The organism is Gordonia phthalatica, assembly GCF_001305675.1.
Taxonomy (GTDB): Bacteria; Actinomycetota; Actinomycetes; order Mycobacteriales; family Mycobacteriaceae; genus Gordonia; species Gordonia phthalatica.
In genome coordinates this window covers 139019-154859 of record NZ_CP011853.1, presented here as the reverse complement: position 1 = coordinate 154859, position 15841 = coordinate 139019, and the positions used below count along the sequence as shown (strand labels likewise).

The window sequence follows — 15841 nt, the reverse complement described above, 5'->3', positions numbered from 1 at the left end:
GGGGCCGAAATCTTGCGATCGAGTCGGCGCTACGACGTCTTCGACGCGACCTTGTCGATCGCCTTGGTGAAGAAGCTGTTGAAGGCCGCCAGATCCGGCGAGCCGCCGGGCGCGGCATCGCTGGTCTGGACGCTGACGAGGTAGCCGTTCACCTTGGCGAAGCCGACGACCGTCGTGGTCTTGGTCGTGGTGCCGTTCATCTTGATCGCCATCTTCTGCTGCAGGACCACGGCCTCGTCGGCCTCCGTCTTCGGGCCGTCGAGCACGGTGACGTCCGCCTTCGCCTCGGCACCTGCGGCCGGACCGTCGTTGATCTGGATCGTCAGCTTGGAGCAGTCGCCGCTCGCGTTCTTCCGGATCTTCTCCAGGTCCTGGTCGACCACACCCACGGTCTCGACCAGCATGGACGTCGTCTTCATCGCGACCGTGGTGCCGAGCTCATCCGCCTTGACGCTCGACGGGTACGCGCTCACCTGGTGGCAGTGCGAGGGCGTCACGGTGGCGTTCTTGGCCGACGTCGTCATGCTGTCGGCCAGTTCCTGCGCCTTGTCCTTCGGCACCTCCATCAGCTGGTATCCGGCGGGCAGGTCGGCCTTGCCGAGCATCAGCGTCGGGATCTTGGCCTTGTCCACGGTCGGGGCCGAGGACTCGGCTCCGTTCACATCGGCGCCGTTGGAGTTGCACCCCGTCACCAGCAGCAGTGCCGCACCCACGGTTGCGGTCGCACCCGCGACCCTCTTCATCGTCTTCACAGGACTGAGCCCCTCTCACTATTCGACGGCACAATCCTGACGGACGGGTGTTCCCGAACGGACACCGGTGCCCCGATACGGGGTCAGGCTCGAGCGGCCTTCTCGACGGCGCGCCCCAGAACGGTGGTGAAGAGGTCGCGGTCCAACGGCCCGGAGGAGTCCTCGGCGGCGGTCATCTCGACGGTGATGACGAAGCCGCTGGTGACCGCGGTGCCGACGATCAAGTCCTTCGTGCCGCTCTTGGCGCCGTTGACCGTGTGGCTGGTGCTCTCGACCACCAGCAGCTGATCGGCGTCGTCGATGTCGGAGGCGTTGACGATCGTGTGGCGGACGTCGATCTCCGCGCCCTTGATGGGACCGCTCGTCACGGTGACGTGCACCTGAGCGCACTTGCCCGTGACCCGGTCGCGGGTCTTCGCGAGGTCGACGCCGCCGTCCACCTGATCCACCGGCTGCACCGATTGGCTGATCGCGAACTTCGCCGAGGTCGCCGCCATGACGCCCGTGGTCTTCGCGTCGATCGAGCTGACCATCGATCCGGGTGCCGCGCACTTCGCAGGCTTCGTCTCGACGTTCTTGGTGGAGTCGTGGAGTTGATCGGTGACCTGAGCCAACTCGTCCTTGCCGAGCTTGGCGACGGTGAATCCGTCGGGCAGTTCGCTCTGCGTCAGCACCAGGTCGACGGCGCTGTGGCCTCCGGAGTCGCTGCTGCATCCCGTGGCGAGCGCCGTGATCGCGGTCGCCGCCAGCAGCGCGGTGCCGAGTCGGGTCGCGAATCTGCTCATAGGGCTCCTTCGCCGAGGGGCCACCGGAATCGCGGCCCGTGCACCTGACAAATGTACGTGCCGGCGGGCCTACCGACATCAGCAGTGGTGGAGCTAAGGCCGTACACCCATTTCTGCCAGATGTCGCACGAACTCCCCATCATTCCCCTCGAACCAGAACAGCGTAGGACAAGGACGAGACGATTCTTCGCCGGGTGGCCTGACTGTGGGTTTGGGTGTCGCTGATCCCTCCGGGTTGACGGTGCTGTGTCTACCCTCGGGAATACTCATTGCCCTGGAGTGCGACCTGAACTTTGCTCCTCAGAGGTCGAGAGTTCCGGTTACGTCAGGTCGTAGTTGAGGTCGTCGTGGCCGACGGCTCGGAGCCCGAGATCTACCTCCCCGTTTACGCGGGCTCAACATACATCGCCTTCGTTTTGATCTACATCATGCGATTTCGAATTCCGTCTGTGATTGATGTAGCGGAGCCGAGAACCATGCATAGGTCTCCTCTGGCATCACCCTCATCGACGGATCGAGTCGGCTATCCGAATGACCCGATGGCCAGAGTTAGGACGCCTATCCCGCATAATCGGCAACTATGCGGAAAGTCGTGGTGCCCAACCCTCCTGCGGATTACATCCACCCCAGCGGTACGCATGTCCTCGGCCACCCCGCGGTCGGGGCGTGGGCGGCGTACGGCCGAGCCGTCGCCGAGACCAGGGGAATCCTCATCCCCCAGCCCGCACCCCTCGAGAAGTCGGGGCGATCCGTACTCTCCTACGTCAAGTGGGCCATCGTGGCCTGGCTTGTGTTCCTCGTCGTCACCATCGTCTTCGCCGCACTCGGAGGTACCGAGAACCCCTCCACTCAGCCGCTCATGGCCGCGATGATCTCGCTCCTCATCATCAGTTTCCTGTTCGTGCTGGTCGTCGGTGGCGTCATCGTCGGCGGTGCTTACGGTATCGCCGTCTTCACGAACAAGCACAAGATCGGCGCCGGCGGCGCGGTCGGTATCGCGGGTGCCGCCTACATGAAGCGGCGCGGCATTCCCGCCGCCGGCACCGACCACTCCCCCGTGTTCCGAACCGTAGGCCCGATCATCGAGGCGGCGAGAAGCGGGAACGAACAGCAGGTTCCCGACCACGCGAAACCGTGGCTGATCGGAGCGGCCGCCGAGGAGAAGGTCGGTCTTATGCTCAACGCCCTCGGCCCTGGCTGGGAGGTGGCGCACGACATCGAGATCTACGAGAACGAGAATGTTCGAGCGAACATCGATCACCTGATCTTCCACCCGACCCTGGGGTTGTTCATGGTCGACACGAAGCGGTGGTCGGGGAACACGAGCGTCGCCAATGGCGTGTTCGTCGCGGACTTCGACGACGGCGGTCACCGCGCGAGGTCAGTCGACACCCTGCGGTGGGAGGCATCGATGCTGAACTCGCCCGTTCGAGGGATCATCGTGGTCGTCGTCGACGGAACGGTCGGTGTCGGCAACGGGTACGCCTTCATCAACGGCCCTGAAACGATTGTCATCGCGGTCGAGCAAAACATGTTCGGGGACATGCTCAAGGCTCTGAATCCGGTGAACGACGGGATCACGTACTCCTCGCCATCCGAGATTCTCTCGTGGCGCAAGCACCTTCTACTCCCCCGGATGTGATCCCGTCATGCGACCGAATGACTCGATGTTGAACAGTCGCCGTCGTTACGACAAGGTCATTCGCATGAGATACAAACGAGTGATGGTCGCGGGAGCCGCTGCGGCTCTTGCTCTTTCGGGATGCGGTGCGGCGAACGATGCCACACCGACCACGGCTCCCGCAGTCATCACCGTCACCGAGACCGCGACCGGTACTCCGGCACCGATGAGTACGACCTCACGGCCGGCCGAACCCACGAGTCAGCCGCCGAAACGAGTTCGAGGGTTCCGATCCCCGTCAGGAGCGATCTACTGCCAGGGCGGCGACGACGCGACCGGATGCTCTGTCACAGCCGTGACCGTGAAAACGATGCCGGAGAACACTCCGAACGCCCAATCGTGCGACAGCGAGCACTACCCGGTGCCGAACACGATCGGTCTCCTCGGTGACAAGGGCCCCTGTTGGTGGTCCGCGCAATGGGGTTTCATTCCGCCGACCACACCGAATCTCGGCTACGGCGGCACCGCAATCCTGTCGTCGAAGATGGGGCCGATCACCTGCCGGATGGAGTACACGGGCGTCACGTGCACGACAGAGGACGAACAGACCGGATGGTTCGCGAGCAAGCAGGCGTTTCTCTATCTCAGTAACGGTCGCTGGTCCCCGCAAGCCCCGTAAAGCGGTGGGGTGGCACCCGACATTCGTTATAGAAACCATGTAATTCACGTCGCCTATTCACAGCTAATGCGTACGTGGATACACGACATTTCGGAGGGAATCAATGAAAAAGACCATCATCCTGCTCGCCGCGCTCGCGGCGGCGCTCGCGGGTCTGACGGCGTGTTCGTCCGGCGCCAAGCCGGACGTCGATTGGCCGGCCCGAATCTCTACCGTCGCGGACATGGCGTCGGGCGCGAAGTCGATGGAGATGTTCGTGACGCCGTCGAAGAACATCCTGTGCATGAGCGACGCCGCCGACAGCGGGTCGCTGTCGTGCATGCGCGTTCAGCCGAAGTCGGTGCCGACGACGGGAGTCGACGAGGCGTACACCTGTATGAAGAACCCGGAGGATGCGACGGTGAACGCGATCATCAAAGTCCGCCGGAACAGCGGTAAGGCGTGCTGGCGCAACACAGACGGCGCGAGTGACATGAGCCTCGACGACCTGGAGAAAGCGACCGGCGAGAGCATCGACAGCTACGTCATCGACGCTCGCCGTGGTGCAACCCTGAGAACGGAGAACCGTGAGTTCGTCTGTGCCGCCACCGACGATCGTTCCGTGCTGTGCGTGACCGCTGACAAGGAGTACGGCTTCTTCGTCGACGATGCCGGCTTCAAGTACATCTCGAACGGCGAACTGGAGACGATGGGTATGTAGAGCGCGGTCTCTCCTCCTTTCCTCGTGTGCCGCCCCGTCTCTGTGGACTCGGGGCGGCACTCACCTCGAGGGAGGAGGATTAGCACCCTCTGTGGAGAATCAGGGTGCGTCGTCTCGTGACTCGACGCATTGAAACGCGTTGTAACCGATCTGGCTATTCGTATCCCGTTGGAGACGCCGACCTCGAGGGACGCCAGGATCTCCTTGTGCGGGTTTCACAGGGGTGCGACCCCTTCAAACGCTCCCGAAGAAGAGTGGGAGTCAGGGGCGCCCACCCGTCCCGGAATCCTCAATTCGACGCCAAACAGAACCAAGAGTCGGAGTGCCAGCGACATTCTGCCCGACGCACTGTGAGCGTCGAGAAAGGCGTCGAGCCGTTCGAGGTGCGCGACGATCTCATGGAGGCGGTGCCATGGATCGATCCGATGGTACGACCGAACAGATCGAAGGACCCCGAGCACTCATGGCTCGGGGTCCTTTCTCTCGTCTTCTACAGAGAGTTCTTCCCCGGTGATCGACCCGTCAAGCGGAGCACGAGGATCACCGCGTACGCGAGAGCCGTGACACCGACCGAGTGCGCGATCAGCAGCGATATTGTCTCAGTGTTCAACTGTGTCACCTGTACGGCGGAGAGCTCGCTGCCGTCGCCGGCGCTGGCGTTGGCGTTGACGAGGAAGAAGATCGTGTTTCCCACGACGATGATCAGAGCCGCGATCAGGGCGATAACGCGTTCCGCCTTGGGAACCCCCGGAACGAGGAGCGGAGCTTTCGGCGCGTACTGCGGCTGCTGCGGCTGCTGCGGCGGGTACTGACCATTCGGCACCTGACCGCCGTCAGGGCCGAAGGGGCGCTGCACATGCGGATTGCTGTTGTCGAAATTGTGCGTGGGTTGATCCTGAAATGACATACCGTTCCTTCGTTATGACGTGGGTTTGGCGGCGAGACTGCCGACGAATTGTTTGGAGAAGAAGAAGCCGTCGGCGGCCCGGGTCGTGCCCTGCTTCCTGCAGGTCACGCCGTCGAACGCGGACGAACACACGACCAGTCCTTGCGGGGAGTAGAGGACCGCGGACTTACCGTAGTCGAGAACGGGATAGCGACCTGGTTCTGGCATATTCCCCGAGTAACTCCACCAACAGAAACCCGATCTGTTGTCACGCCACCCCATCGCCGACGACCGCACGTACGGCTCGCCGTCGCAGCTCTCCGCATTGACGTTCTTCGGGCTTGCCGTTCCGCCTATGCCGGTCAGACGGCATAACATCATTCCTGATCCGTTGGAACCGTAACTGTCACAGACGATCCCGTTCGATGGGGTGAAGAAGCCGGTGACCTTCCGCGCACCCGGTGACGTGGTCGAAGGAGTCGTGGACTTCGGTGACGGAGGAGGCGCAGTGTCCGCTGTCTCGGTCACCGTCACTACGGATGACGACGCCGCCGTCGTATCACCGCCCGGTTCGCCGCCGAGAACTGAACACCCCGACAAGGCGACTAACGCCGCAGTTGCTACGAGAACGAACATCCCCCGTTTGTATCTCATATGACTGACTCTGCCGTAACGCACCGAACAGTACAACTGACGGAGTCCGTTATTCGAATGACCGGCGCGACAAAGGAACCCGCCGCCTCTGGTCCGGCGAGGCGGTGGTCACGACAAAAGCACCAGAACTCACCTCGGCGGAGAAGTTGAGATCGTCCCGGTCTGCACCCTGCTTTTCCGGCACTGCGCGGACGGTATTTGAAAGGCCGAGCCAAGACACGCCGTACCGACACCCATTTCAGCTACCAGTACGCACGGAACCCTCCCGGACGCGCGCGGGCATCACCAGGACGGCGAGATACCCGAGGATGCCGAGGACCTGGACGACTGCGATGACGACGACCGAGAAGTCGGCCCAGGAACCGTTGATCATCAGCAGTCCGGGAATGGTCCCGGTTGTGACGGACTGGATCACCGAGACGGCGCCCGCAGCGCGGCCGAAGCGGTCACTGCCGGTGAAGGCGGCGAGGAAGAACGCCGCGAATAGCGCGATCCACGAGACCCACAGCCAAGCCAGGCGCGGGTCGCCTTCGCTGAAGTTGACGACGGCTAGCACGGCGGACATCACCGCGGCCCAGCCGCAGTACCAGCCGACGCCGGAGCCGTCGGCGTTGAGCAGGGTGCTCGTCGCGACGCTGAGGTAGGTGAAGCCGAAGACGCAGAAGCCGAGGGCGCCGAACAGCGCCATGCGATCGTCGAGACCCGCGGGCACGGCGCCGAGCAGGGACGTCGTGACGATCAGGGCGCCGACCAGCAGGTTCACCGGGACGGCGGCGCGGGCCGACATGGGGCCGAGGAAGACGAGGCCGTTGGCGAGGAGGACGGCTCCGACGAAGACGAGGGCAAGGCTGGACATCTGTAACCCCTTCGGGTTCGGGCTGTGGGAGGACAACCGGAGGCAGGACAGACTTGGTTGTTCAAGAGTAGAGCCGTATCACCGACGCCGGACGGCAATGGACCGGAACGGCCCACCCTCAGCCGCCAGCCCTACTTTGTCGCGACCGCCCCGACACTCCCTGTATCCCTAGAGCGAACTCCACTCGACTTCCGAGGGAAGTGCGCACAATCCCTCCGCAATCCTCCACATGCATATCTAATAGCGGCATGTCGCCCACGCGAAGAAGCTCCGTCGCCGTTCGAATCGCCACCGCACTCGCCGCCGTCAGCCTCGTCGTGGCGGGCTGCGGCACGTCGGGAGACGACGCGGCGTCGTCGAGCACGGCGGCCGTCTCTTCCTCGACGGCGGCGCCGAGCAGCGTCGATCGTCCGGCACCTCCGGGTGCGGCCGACGACGCCGGCGCCACCGCGAAGGCCAGGACGCTGGCGGACGCCGTCACCCTCGACGGCGCAATGAAGCACCTGCGGGCCTTCCAGGACATCGCGAACCGCAACGGCGGCAACCGTGCGCTCGGCTCACCGGGCTACCGGCAGAGCGTCGAGTACGCCGAGAAGGTGTTGCGCGAGGCGGGGTACAAACCGGTCCGGCAGGAGTTCCCGACGGCCGTGTGGTCCGCGTCGAAGGCGGACGTCCTCGCCGCGGGTGCGCCCGTGAAGGCCACCGCGCTCGCATTCTCCGGAGCGACCGACGGCACCGTCACCGCCAAGGCCGTGGTCACCGGCAACCTGGGTTGCACCGCCGACGACCTGCGGAAGGTCACCGAAGGAACGATCGCGGTCGTCCAGCGCGGCACGTGCACCTTCGGCGACAAGTACAAGGCCGCCGCAGCGAAGGGCGCCAAGGCTCTCGTCATCACCAACGACCGACCGGGCGACTGGAAGGGCGGCACCCTCGGCCTCGACGACAGCGCCTCCATCGCCGTCGTCGGCGTCGCACAGGACGCGCCGATCGTCGACGGGCAGGACGTCACGCTGACCGTGGACGCGAAGACCGAGAAGGCAAAGACCTGGAACATCCTCGCCGAGACCACCAAGGGCGACGCCGACAACGTGCAGATGGTCGGTGCGCACCTCGACGGCGTCGCCGAGGGGCCCGGCATCAACGACAACGGCACCGGTTCGGCCGCCGTCCTGGAGACCGCGGCCACGATCGGCGCGAACGCCGACGTCAAGAACAAGGTCCGCTTCGCACTGTGGGGCGCGGAGGAGGAGGGCCTCTTCGGCTCGGAGCACTACGTCTCCGCCCTGAGCGCGGAGCAGGCGTCGAAGATCAAGCGCTACCTCAACTTCGACATGCTCGGTTCACCCAACGGCGGGTACTTCACCTTCGACGGTGACGGTTCGGGCAAGCTCGAGGGCGGCGCGGGCCCCGCCGGATCCGGCGTGATCGAGCAGGTCTTCCGCAATTACTTCGCGTGGAGGAATGTGCCCGTCGACGCCTCCGCCTTCGACGGCCGCTCGGACTACGGCCCGTTCAAGGAGGCGGGCATCGCCTGCGGTGGCGTGGACACCGGCGCGGACGGCAAGAAGAGCCAGAAGCAGCAGAGCCAGTGGGGCGGCACGGTCGGCGACTTCTTCGACCCGAACTACCACAAGCCCGGTGACACCATCAGCAACGTGAATCTCGGCATGTACCGCATCGCCCTCGGCTCGGTGGCCTTCTCCACCGCGTACTTCTCGGCCCTCTGACCGACTGAACCAAGGCTCAGGCGGGATCCTTGTAGTAGACGAGCTGATGCGTGGTCGCGAGCAGCGTGTCGCCGGACCAGATCTGGCCGTACTGGTCGAAGTGGCCGTGACCGAACCGGACACCGCGCGCCGTCGCCAGGACGTGGTCAGTGCCGTGCGCGGCCAGTTCGCCGGACGTCGCGTGGAAGTACACGGTCAGCGAGATGGTGCCCGCGGGCATGTACGCGCCGTGACGCAGGAAGATGCGCGGGAAGAAGCAGTCGGTCATCGACGCCAGCGCCGGGAAGTCGATGGGACGCGCGGGTTCGTCGCGCAGCCACAGGGTCGACGTCGAGTCGTCTGACCCGTCCTCGCTGAGCCCGCCGACCACGAACCGCTTGTCGTACTGCTTGGCCCACTCGATGAAGTCGACGAAGTCCGACGGCTCCACCTCGTCGGCGGGAGGTGCCTGCGGTGGCGTGGCTTCGATGTCCGCCCAGGTGTCGCGCACGACGGCGAAGACCGCGGTGCCGGTGGCGACGGCGTCGCCCTCCTGCGAGATGGTGAAGACCCAGTGCTGGTTGGTGCGGTTGGTGCGCACCGGATCCAACTCCAGATCCCACTCGCCGTAGGCGATCGGCGCGACGTAGTTGATCGTCAGGGACAGCGGCTCCCCCAGCACATCCGGATGCTGCTGAATGCCGTTGACGACGGTGGCGGCCGTGATCCCGCCGAATGGACCGACCATGTTGGCGTAGGCCGGATGCGTCGTCGCCCGCACCACATGCCCTGCGCGCCCGTCGCGGTCTGCGGCGTCGGCAACCGGCGCGAGGACGATCGCCTCGTCGAATACGTGAGTCATAGCGTGACGGTAGCAGAACGATCGTTCTACAAGTGAGTACCCTGTGAGCATGACCACGCCCTCGGTTCACGACCGCCTGATCGCCTCGGCCATCACCCTGCTCCGCCGCAAAGGTGCCGACGGCTTCGGGATGGCCGAGCTGCTGGCCCACAGCGGCGTCGCGCGACGGTCGATGTACCAGCACTTCCCCGACGGCAAGGCGCAACTCCTCGCCGAGGCCACCACCTCCGCCGGGCGCTACGCGACAGCCCGAATGCTTCAACTGCAGGCGGGACGGTCGGCCGTCGACGGCTTCGTCGCCGTGATCGACAGCTGGAAGACCATCCTCACCGACAGCGACTACGAGTTCGGCTGCCCTCTCGTGGCGGCCGCCCTCGCCACCGCCGAGTACCCGGAGGCAGCCGAGCGCGCCGCCGAGTCGTTCACCGCACTCGGCGGCCTGGTCGCCGCAGCCTTCGCACGCGACGGCGCCTCCCCGGACGCCGCACAGGGCACCGGACAGATGCTCATCGCCTCCCTCGAGGGCGCGATCATCACCTCCCGCGCGCGGCGGACGGTGGAGCCGCTGGACGCCTTGGCCGGGCATGTGCGGAGGGCGTTCTAGGGGCCCCAGGGGTTGACTCTCCCAGCGCACCTCACCGTGGTTTCGACCGACGCCTCGGCTAACGCCTCGGAAGTCGGCTCAACCCGCGACTCCGTCGCGTACATTTGTACATGTACATTCGTACAGAATTTGGAGGAGCAATGGCGAAGCGAGATCCCGAGGCCCGTCGTGCGGCGATCGTGAACGCCGCGGCCGACCTCGTCGTCGAGGTGGGTCCGGAACGCATCACGCACCGGATGGTCGCCGAACGGGCGCAGGTCCCCCTCGGCTCCACGACCCAGTACTTCACCTCGCTCGACGACCTCCGCACCCAAGCGCTCGCGCTTCTCGCGAAGGAGATCGACGACGACCTCGACGCCGTCCGTCAGGCCCTGCTCGACGCCGACGGATCGCCCGACGCGCTCGTCGACCGGATGCACGACTACCTGCAGAACAGTCGGAACATCGCCGCCGACGTCTCCCTGATGTCGGCGGGCGCGTTCAACGCCGACCTCCGCGAGCTGTCTCTCCGCTGGCAGAACAACCTAATCGACATCCTCACCGGCTACGTCGGCGCGGACAACGCACTGGCCCTCGCGATGCTGGCCGACGGCGTCGTCGTGCACGCGGTCCTGCACGAGACCGTCGTCTCCAAAGACTTCCTCCACACCCTCGTCGCGCCGTTCATGGCGCAGAAATGACCTATCCGATGAGCACCGGACTCGCCACCGAATCCCCCACTCTCTCGACCCGCCGCGCATGGCTGGCGACCGCCGTCCTGAGCGCCAGCCTGCTGGTGATCGTCATGGACATGACGATCCTCAACGTCGCGCTTCCCGCGATGTCCGCCGACCTGAAGCCCAGCGCCGACCAGGTGCTGTGGATCGTCGACGTCTACTCCCTGGTGCTGGCCGGTCTGCTGGTCCCGGCCGCCGCCCTCGCCGACCGCTGGGGCCGCAAGCGCCTGCTGATGGCCGGCTACGCGACCTTCGGGTTGGCCTCGCTCCTCGTGCTGTTCGCCGACTCCGCCGTCGCGGTGATCGGCATCCGCACCCTGCTCGGCATCGGCGGCGCGTTCATCATGCCGACCACCCTCTCGACCATCCGCGTGCTCTTCACCGACGCACGGGAACGCGCACGCGCCCTGGCTGTGTGGGCGTCGATCGCCGGTCTCGGCGCGGCCATCGGCCCCCTGATCGGCGGCTTCCTGGTCGAGCAGTTCTCGTGGCAGTCGGCCTTCCTGGTCAACGTGCCGCTGATGGCCCTCGCGGTGGTCGGTGCCGCGTTCCTGATCCCCGAGTCCCGTTCCGCCGATCCCGGTGTCTGGGACTGGCTCGGCATCGTTCTCTCGTTCTCCGGCATCACCCTGCTGATGTGGTCGGTGAAGCACTTCGGCGCGCAGTCCAGCCTGCTGGTTCCCGGCGGCTGGGCGGCGATGATCGGCGGCAGCGTCCTGCTGACCCTCTTCATTCGACGCAGCCTGCGGCAGGAGCGCCCGATGCTCGACTTCGGCCTGTTCCGCAATCGCGTCTTCACCGGCGGCATCGCCGGGGCGCTCGGTTCCATGTTCGCGATGGCCGCGGCGCTGCTGCTGTTGGCTCAATGGCTGCAGGCCGTCGAGGGCAGCTCCCCCATCCGCGCCGGCGTGGAACTGATCCCCCTCGCCATCGCCGCGGCGATCGCCTCCCTCGCCGCCCCGGCCCTCGCCGAACGGATCGGTCCGCGCACCGTGATGGCGGGCGGCATCGCCATGGCGGGCCTCGGCATGATCGTGATCTACCTGGTTCCCGGCGAGCTCCACTACGCCTCCGTCGTCGTCTCGCTGTGCCTCGTCGGCATCGGCATGGGTTCGCTCGCGATCGGCTCGGCACTGATCATGTCGGGCAGCCCGGAGAACCGCGCCGGCAACGCGGCCGCCATGGAGGAAACCTCCTACGAGCTCGGCAGCGTGGTCGGCGTCGCCCTGCTCGGCAGCATCGCCGCGGTCCTGTACCGGCAGCAGCTCGACGGCTCCGACGTCCTCGCCGGACTCGACCCCACTGCCGGCGAGGCCGCCCGCGAGTCCATCGGCTCCGCCGCCGCGACAGCTCAGGAACTGCACCTGCCCGACCTCGCCCACGACGCCGGCGTCGCCTTCACCGAGTCTATGCAGGTGACGAACCTGATCGGTGGACTGCTGATGCTCGGGGTCGCCGCGACGGTGTTCGCCCTGGTTCCCAAGGGCACCCGGCTCGACGCGACCAACAGTGATGTTTCACGTTGAACATCGCCTCCGCACAAGCCCTTTCGGTGGCACAGTGAAGTGATGAGCCTCGACACCGCCGCCATCGCCCGCCGCGCCTACGACTCCCTTGAGCCCTTCCACGTCCTCACCTACTTCAACCACGGACTCGGCGACGCCCAGCAGGATCTGGGCCTCGACGGCCACGCCTTCTACGTCGGTGCGCGGGCCTGCCCGCTCGGCGAGACGACCGGTGCCGTCGTCGCCTCCGCCTTCTACAACTTCAACCCCGAGACCATCGCGGCGTCGTGGGACCGCGCTCGCGCCGCCGGTCTCACCGCACTCGACGACCGCCGCTACGCGATGCTCGACGAGCAGTACCGCTCGATCCTCGGTGACGCCGTCGATCGGATCACTCCCCTGCTGCCTGCGTTCGAGGAGTTGATCGCCGGTCTCCCGCTGTCGGGTCGTCCACTCGGCACCGCGTGGGCGACGACCCCGATCCCCGAGGTCCCGCACCTCGCTCTGTGGCGTCACCTGTCGGCACTGCGCGAGTGGCGCGGCGACAACCACATCTCCGCGCTCGTCGACAGCGATCTGAACGGCATCGACGCGGGCGTCTTCCACGAAGCCGCGCTGCCAGATCCCACCGTTCAGCGACGAGTGATGGGCAAGCGCATGTTCCTGCTGACGCGAGGGTGGTCGGACGATGACTGGAACGCGGCCGTCGAGCGTCTCGCGCAGCGTGACCTGGTCGCCGCCACGGACGACGGCCACCGCCTCACGGATGCGGGCTATGAGCTGTACCAGCGCATCGAGGCACGCACCGACGCGATCACCGGTGCCGCCTTCTCCGCGGACTTCGCCGACGTCATCGAACAGACGCGGCCGTTCGTGAAGCCGATCCTGGATGCCGGAGTGCTTCCGGGGACGCGGAAGAAGGCCTGACGCGGTGGCAGAACCCGCGCCGGCCGAGTCCGGTCTCGAACCCGAGATACCGGTTCGGACCAGGCGCGCGTTCGGTGTTCTGGAGGTGGTCGCGCCCGGCATCGGGGCGCGGTGGGCGGCCCGACTCTGGTGCACTCCTCCCGTGTTCGACGCGGTGCGCATGCCGCCCGGGATCCCTGCCGGTGAGTCCGTCGAGGCGTTCTGGGACGGGCACCGGGTCGCCGGTGAGGCATGGGGCGAGGGCCCGATCGTCTATCTGGTTCACGGGTGGGGCGGGCGGCGTCCGCACCTGGCGATGTTCATCAAGCCGCTCACCAAGGCCGGCTTCCGAGTGATCGCCGTCGACCTGCCCGCCCACAACGAGTCCGATGCCGGCGCGATGGGTCCGGGGCGCACGACGATCGGTGAGTGCGGTGACGCGGTCGCGGCGATGATCGCCGCGCACGGACCGGCACACGCGGTGGTCGCCCACTCGATGGGCGCGAAGGCCGTCGCACTGGCCGCGACCCGGGGCACCCCGGTCGGTCGCCTCGTGTTCCTCGCGCCGATGGGCGACTTCGCCGACTACCTGGATCACTTCGCCCAGCGGCACGGCTTCGGACCGCGGACCCGGCGACGGCTGCATCGACGGCTCGACGGCCTCCTGGGCGTGCCGCTCTACGACACCGACGTCGTGCGCTTGGCACCGCACACCGGATATCCGCCACTCCTGCTGGTGCACGATCCCGACGACCCCGACGCCCCTATGCCACCAGCACGGCGATCGCGGAGGCCTGGCCCGGCGCGGAACTGGTCACGACGCGGGGGCTGGGGCGTCTGGCCCATTACCGACTGCTGCGGCATCAGCCCGCGATCCGCGCCGGGACCGCGTTCGTCACGGCCTGCCTCGAACCACGTGAGCGGTGATGAAGATGATGTGTCGAACGCCTCGATCAGTCGGACGTCATTGGGGCGACGGCGGTCAGGGTCACGATCTCCTCAAGGCCTACGGCAGCCGCACGTAGTCCACGCCCCGGCGTACGCATGGTGATCCGAACACGGTCGGCGCGAAACAGATCGTGTGAGTACTCGAAGGGCTCACCGCCGTCGTCGTAAGCGATGCGTTCGATAGACACGAGTGGGAAACCCACGTCCACACCGAGGATCCCTGCCTCATCGTCGGTGGCGTTGACGACTTCGATGGTTTCCTCGGCCTCCCCGATCCGAAGGTCGAACTTCTCCTCGAGCAATGCATACAACGAACCGCCGAGGGACATCTCGAGCAGGCCTCGGAACCGCGCCGCGGGGAACTGAGCTCGGTCCAACGACAGGGGACGACCGTCCGCGAGTCGCAGACGCTGGATGTCCGCGACCAGCTCGTCAGCCCGCAGCCCCAGCCTCGCACGCGCTGTGTCATCTGGCGGTGCGAGCCGCGTTGACAGCACCCGCGTACCCGCGGCATAGCCCTGACTCGCCAACGAAGCCGGCAGACCGACCACCTCTGTCGAGTCTCGAGCGACCTTCGGGTGGCCAACGAAAGTTCCACCGCCACGGCCGGCGACGCGTTCGATGAGGCCGGCTTCCTCGAGTCCGCCCAAGACTTGCCGAAGCGTCGACCGGCTGACTCCATAACTCTCGGCAAGGTCGCGCTCACCACCGAGACGAGTACCAGGAGCGAGAATGCCAGAACTGATCTCGGATACGATCCGCCGCCGGAGAGTCTCTACGAGTGACGTCGACTCGCGTCCGATCGCCCGTACGGACTCCGCAGTCATCGATCCCCCTCTGCTGACTAGGACTCTGTCCAGCCTATCTCGTCAAATGATCACATCTGTGCGAGAGCCTCCGCAGACTCCGGCAGGATCTGACCACCGTCGACGATCAGTGTTTGACCGGTGACGTATCCCGTCTCCGGTGCTGCGAAGAACAACACCGCGTGACCGATATCAGCGACACTGCCCAACCGGCCCGCGGGCACCGCGGCCGCCATGCCTGCTACGTAGTCGTCACCCAGCCCGTCCAAGCCCTCCGTCGCGATGTTGCCGGGCATGACGGCGTTGATCGTGATGCCCTGTCGTGCGAGTTCCAGCGCAGCACTGCGCATGAACCCGAGCTGCGCCGCCTTGCTCGCCCCGTAATGCGACCATCCCGGGTAGCCCGTGATCGGACCCGTGATCGACGAGGTGAGGACGATTCGCCCGCGGCCGCACGCCGCAAGCGCATCCGTACAGGCCTGGACGCTGAAGACCGTGCCACTGAGGTTGGTCCGCATCACGAGATCAAGGTCTTCCTGAGTCATCTCAGAGAGCCTGTGTTGCGGGAAGATGCCGGCATTGCAGCACAGCACGTCGATTCCTCCGTGCCGCCTCACTACCTCCGCAGCCATCTCACGACACTGACCGCGGTCGCCGATGTCAGCGACCAGATAGTCCGTACGTGGTCCCAGTTCTTCAGCCACTGCGGCAAGTTCGGCCGCACGACGACCGACGAGGACCACGCGTGCACCTGCCTCGACGAAGATAGTCGCGATACCGCGGCCGATCCCCCGACTTCCTCCGGTCACCACCACGGTGTGCTCTGCCATGGATGAGAACATCTGCCGTCCT

15 protein-coding genes and 1 pseudogene are annotated in these 15841 nt (G+C 66.0%); 9 read left to right on the top strand and 7 right to left on the bottom strand.

The genetic code is table 11. The features are described from left to right. Window positions 1–29 precede the first annotated feature (29 nt). Both ACH46_RS00735 and ACH46_RS00730 read right to left on the bottom strand, forming a co-directional pair. Window positions 30–743: a hypothetical protein gene (locus ACH46_RS00735; RefSeq protein ID WP_062394798.1), complete on the bottom strand. Its 714-nt coding sequence runs from the start codon at window positions 741–743 to the stop codon at window positions 30–32. 92 nt (window positions 744–835) lie between these two features. After that, window positions 836–1537 (bottom strand): hypothetical protein, encoded by a 702-nt coding sequence (locus tag ACH46_RS00730; protein ID WP_062391248.1) that lies wholly within the window; start codon window positions 1535–1537, stop codon window positions 836–838. 595 nt (window positions 1538–2132) lie between these two features. Here ACH46_RS00730 and ACH46_RS00725 point away from each other — a divergent pair. The 3 genes from ACH46_RS00725 to ACH46_RS00715 all read left to right on the top strand — a co-directional run bounded on the left by ACH46_RS00725 (window position 2133) and on the right by ACH46_RS00715 (window position 4537). After that, on the top strand, window positions 2133–3179 hold the full coding sequence (locus tag ACH46_RS00725) for a nuclease-related domain-containing protein (protein WP_157850978.1): 1047 nt from the start codon (window positions 2133–2135) through the stop codon (window positions 3177–3179). Between the two features lie 349 nt (window positions 3180–3528). Beyond that, window positions 3529–3837 carry a hypothetical protein gene (locus ACH46_RS00720; protein ID WP_157850977.1) on the top strand — a complete coding sequence of 103 codons (309 nt, stop codon included), beginning with the start codon at window positions 3529–3531 and terminating at the stop codon, window positions 3835–3837. A 103-nt stretch (window positions 3838–3940) separates the two neighbouring features. Beyond that, the gene (locus ACH46_RS00715; RefSeq protein WP_062391245.1) at window positions 3941–4537 is read left to right on the top strand and encodes a hypothetical protein; all 597 of its coding nucleotides are present in this window, start codon (window positions 3941–3943) and stop codon (window positions 4535–4537) included. Between the two features lie 490 nt (window positions 4538–5027). On the opposite strand, the gene ACH46_RS00710 is transcribed toward ACH46_RS00715, so the two are convergent. Next, window positions 5028–5444, bottom strand: coding sequence for a hypothetical protein (locus ACH46_RS00710; RefSeq protein ID WP_062391244.1), 417 nt, complete (start codon window positions 5442–5444; stop codon window positions 5028–5030). Between the two features lie 871 nt (window positions 5445–6315). Beyond that, window positions 6316–6933 carry an AmiS/UreI family transporter gene (locus ACH46_RS00700; RefSeq protein ID WP_082399292.1) on the bottom strand — a complete coding sequence of 206 codons (618 nt, stop codon included), beginning with the start codon at window positions 6931–6933 and terminating at the stop codon, window positions 6316–6318. A 248-nt stretch (window positions 6934–7181) separates the two neighbouring features. On the opposite strand from ACH46_RS00700, the gene ACH46_RS00695 reads away from it, so the two are divergent. Then, window positions 7182–8663: a M28 family peptidase gene (locus ACH46_RS00695; protein ID WP_082399290.1), complete on the top strand. Its 1482-nt coding sequence runs from the start codon at window positions 7182–7184 to the stop codon at window positions 8661–8663. Window positions 8664–8679: 16 nt separating this feature from the next. On the opposite strand, the gene ACH46_RS00690 is transcribed toward ACH46_RS00695, so the two are convergent. Further along, a complete protein-coding gene (locus tag ACH46_RS00690; RefSeq protein ID WP_062391241.1) occupies window positions 8680–9504 on the bottom strand; it encodes an acyl-CoA thioesterase in 825 nt (274 codons plus the stop codon). Between the two features lie 49 nt (window positions 9505–9553). Here ACH46_RS00690 and ACH46_RS00685 point away from each other — a divergent pair, with 49 nt between their 5' ends. The 5 genes and pseudogenes from ACH46_RS00685 (at window position 9554) to ACH46_RS00665 (ending at window position 14162) form a co-directional block, all read left to right on the top strand. Beyond that, the gene (locus tag ACH46_RS00685; protein WP_062391240.1) at window positions 9554–10108 is read left to right on the top strand and encodes a TetR/AcrR family transcriptional regulator; all 555 of its coding nucleotides are present in this window, start codon (window positions 9554–9556) and stop codon (window positions 10106–10108) included. 140 nt (window positions 10109–10248) lie between these two features. Beyond that, the gene (locus ACH46_RS00680) at window positions 10249–10788 is read left to right on the top strand and encodes a TetR/AcrR family transcriptional regulator (protein ID WP_062391239.1); all 540 of its coding nucleotides are present in this window, start codon (window positions 10249–10251) and stop codon (window positions 10786–10788) included. An 8-nt stretch (window positions 10789–10796) separates the two neighbouring features. Then, a complete protein-coding gene (locus ACH46_RS00675) occupies window positions 10797–12350 on the top strand; it encodes an MFS transporter (protein WP_062394796.1) in 1554 nt (517 codons plus the stop codon). 42 nt (window positions 12351–12392) lie between these two features. Next, window positions 12393–13256, top strand: coding sequence for an SCO6745 family protein (locus ACH46_RS00670; RefSeq protein WP_062391238.1), 864 nt, complete (start codon window positions 12393–12395; stop codon window positions 13254–13256). Further along, window positions 13219–14162 (top strand): annotated as a pseudogene (locus ACH46_RS00665) (alpha/beta fold hydrolase). The gene ACH46_RS00670 and the pseudogene ACH46_RS00665 overlap by 38 nt, the downstream one beginning before the upstream one ends. A gap of 26 nt (window positions 14163–14188) precedes the next feature. On the opposite strand, the gene ACH46_RS00660 reads toward ACH46_RS00665, so the two are convergent. Further along, window positions 14189–15010 carry a GntR family transcriptional regulator gene (locus tag ACH46_RS00660; RefSeq protein ID WP_082399288.1) on the bottom strand — a complete coding sequence of 274 codons (822 nt, stop codon included), beginning with the start codon at window positions 15008–15010 and terminating at the stop codon, window positions 14189–14191. Between the two features lie 50 nt (window positions 15011–15060). Further along, window positions 15061–15831, bottom strand: a complete 771-nt coding sequence (gene fabG, locus ACH46_RS00650; protein WP_062391235.1) for a 3-oxoacyl-ACP reductase FabG — start codon at window positions 15829–15831, stop codon at window positions 15061–15063. Window positions 15832–15841: the final 10 nt, after the last annotated feature.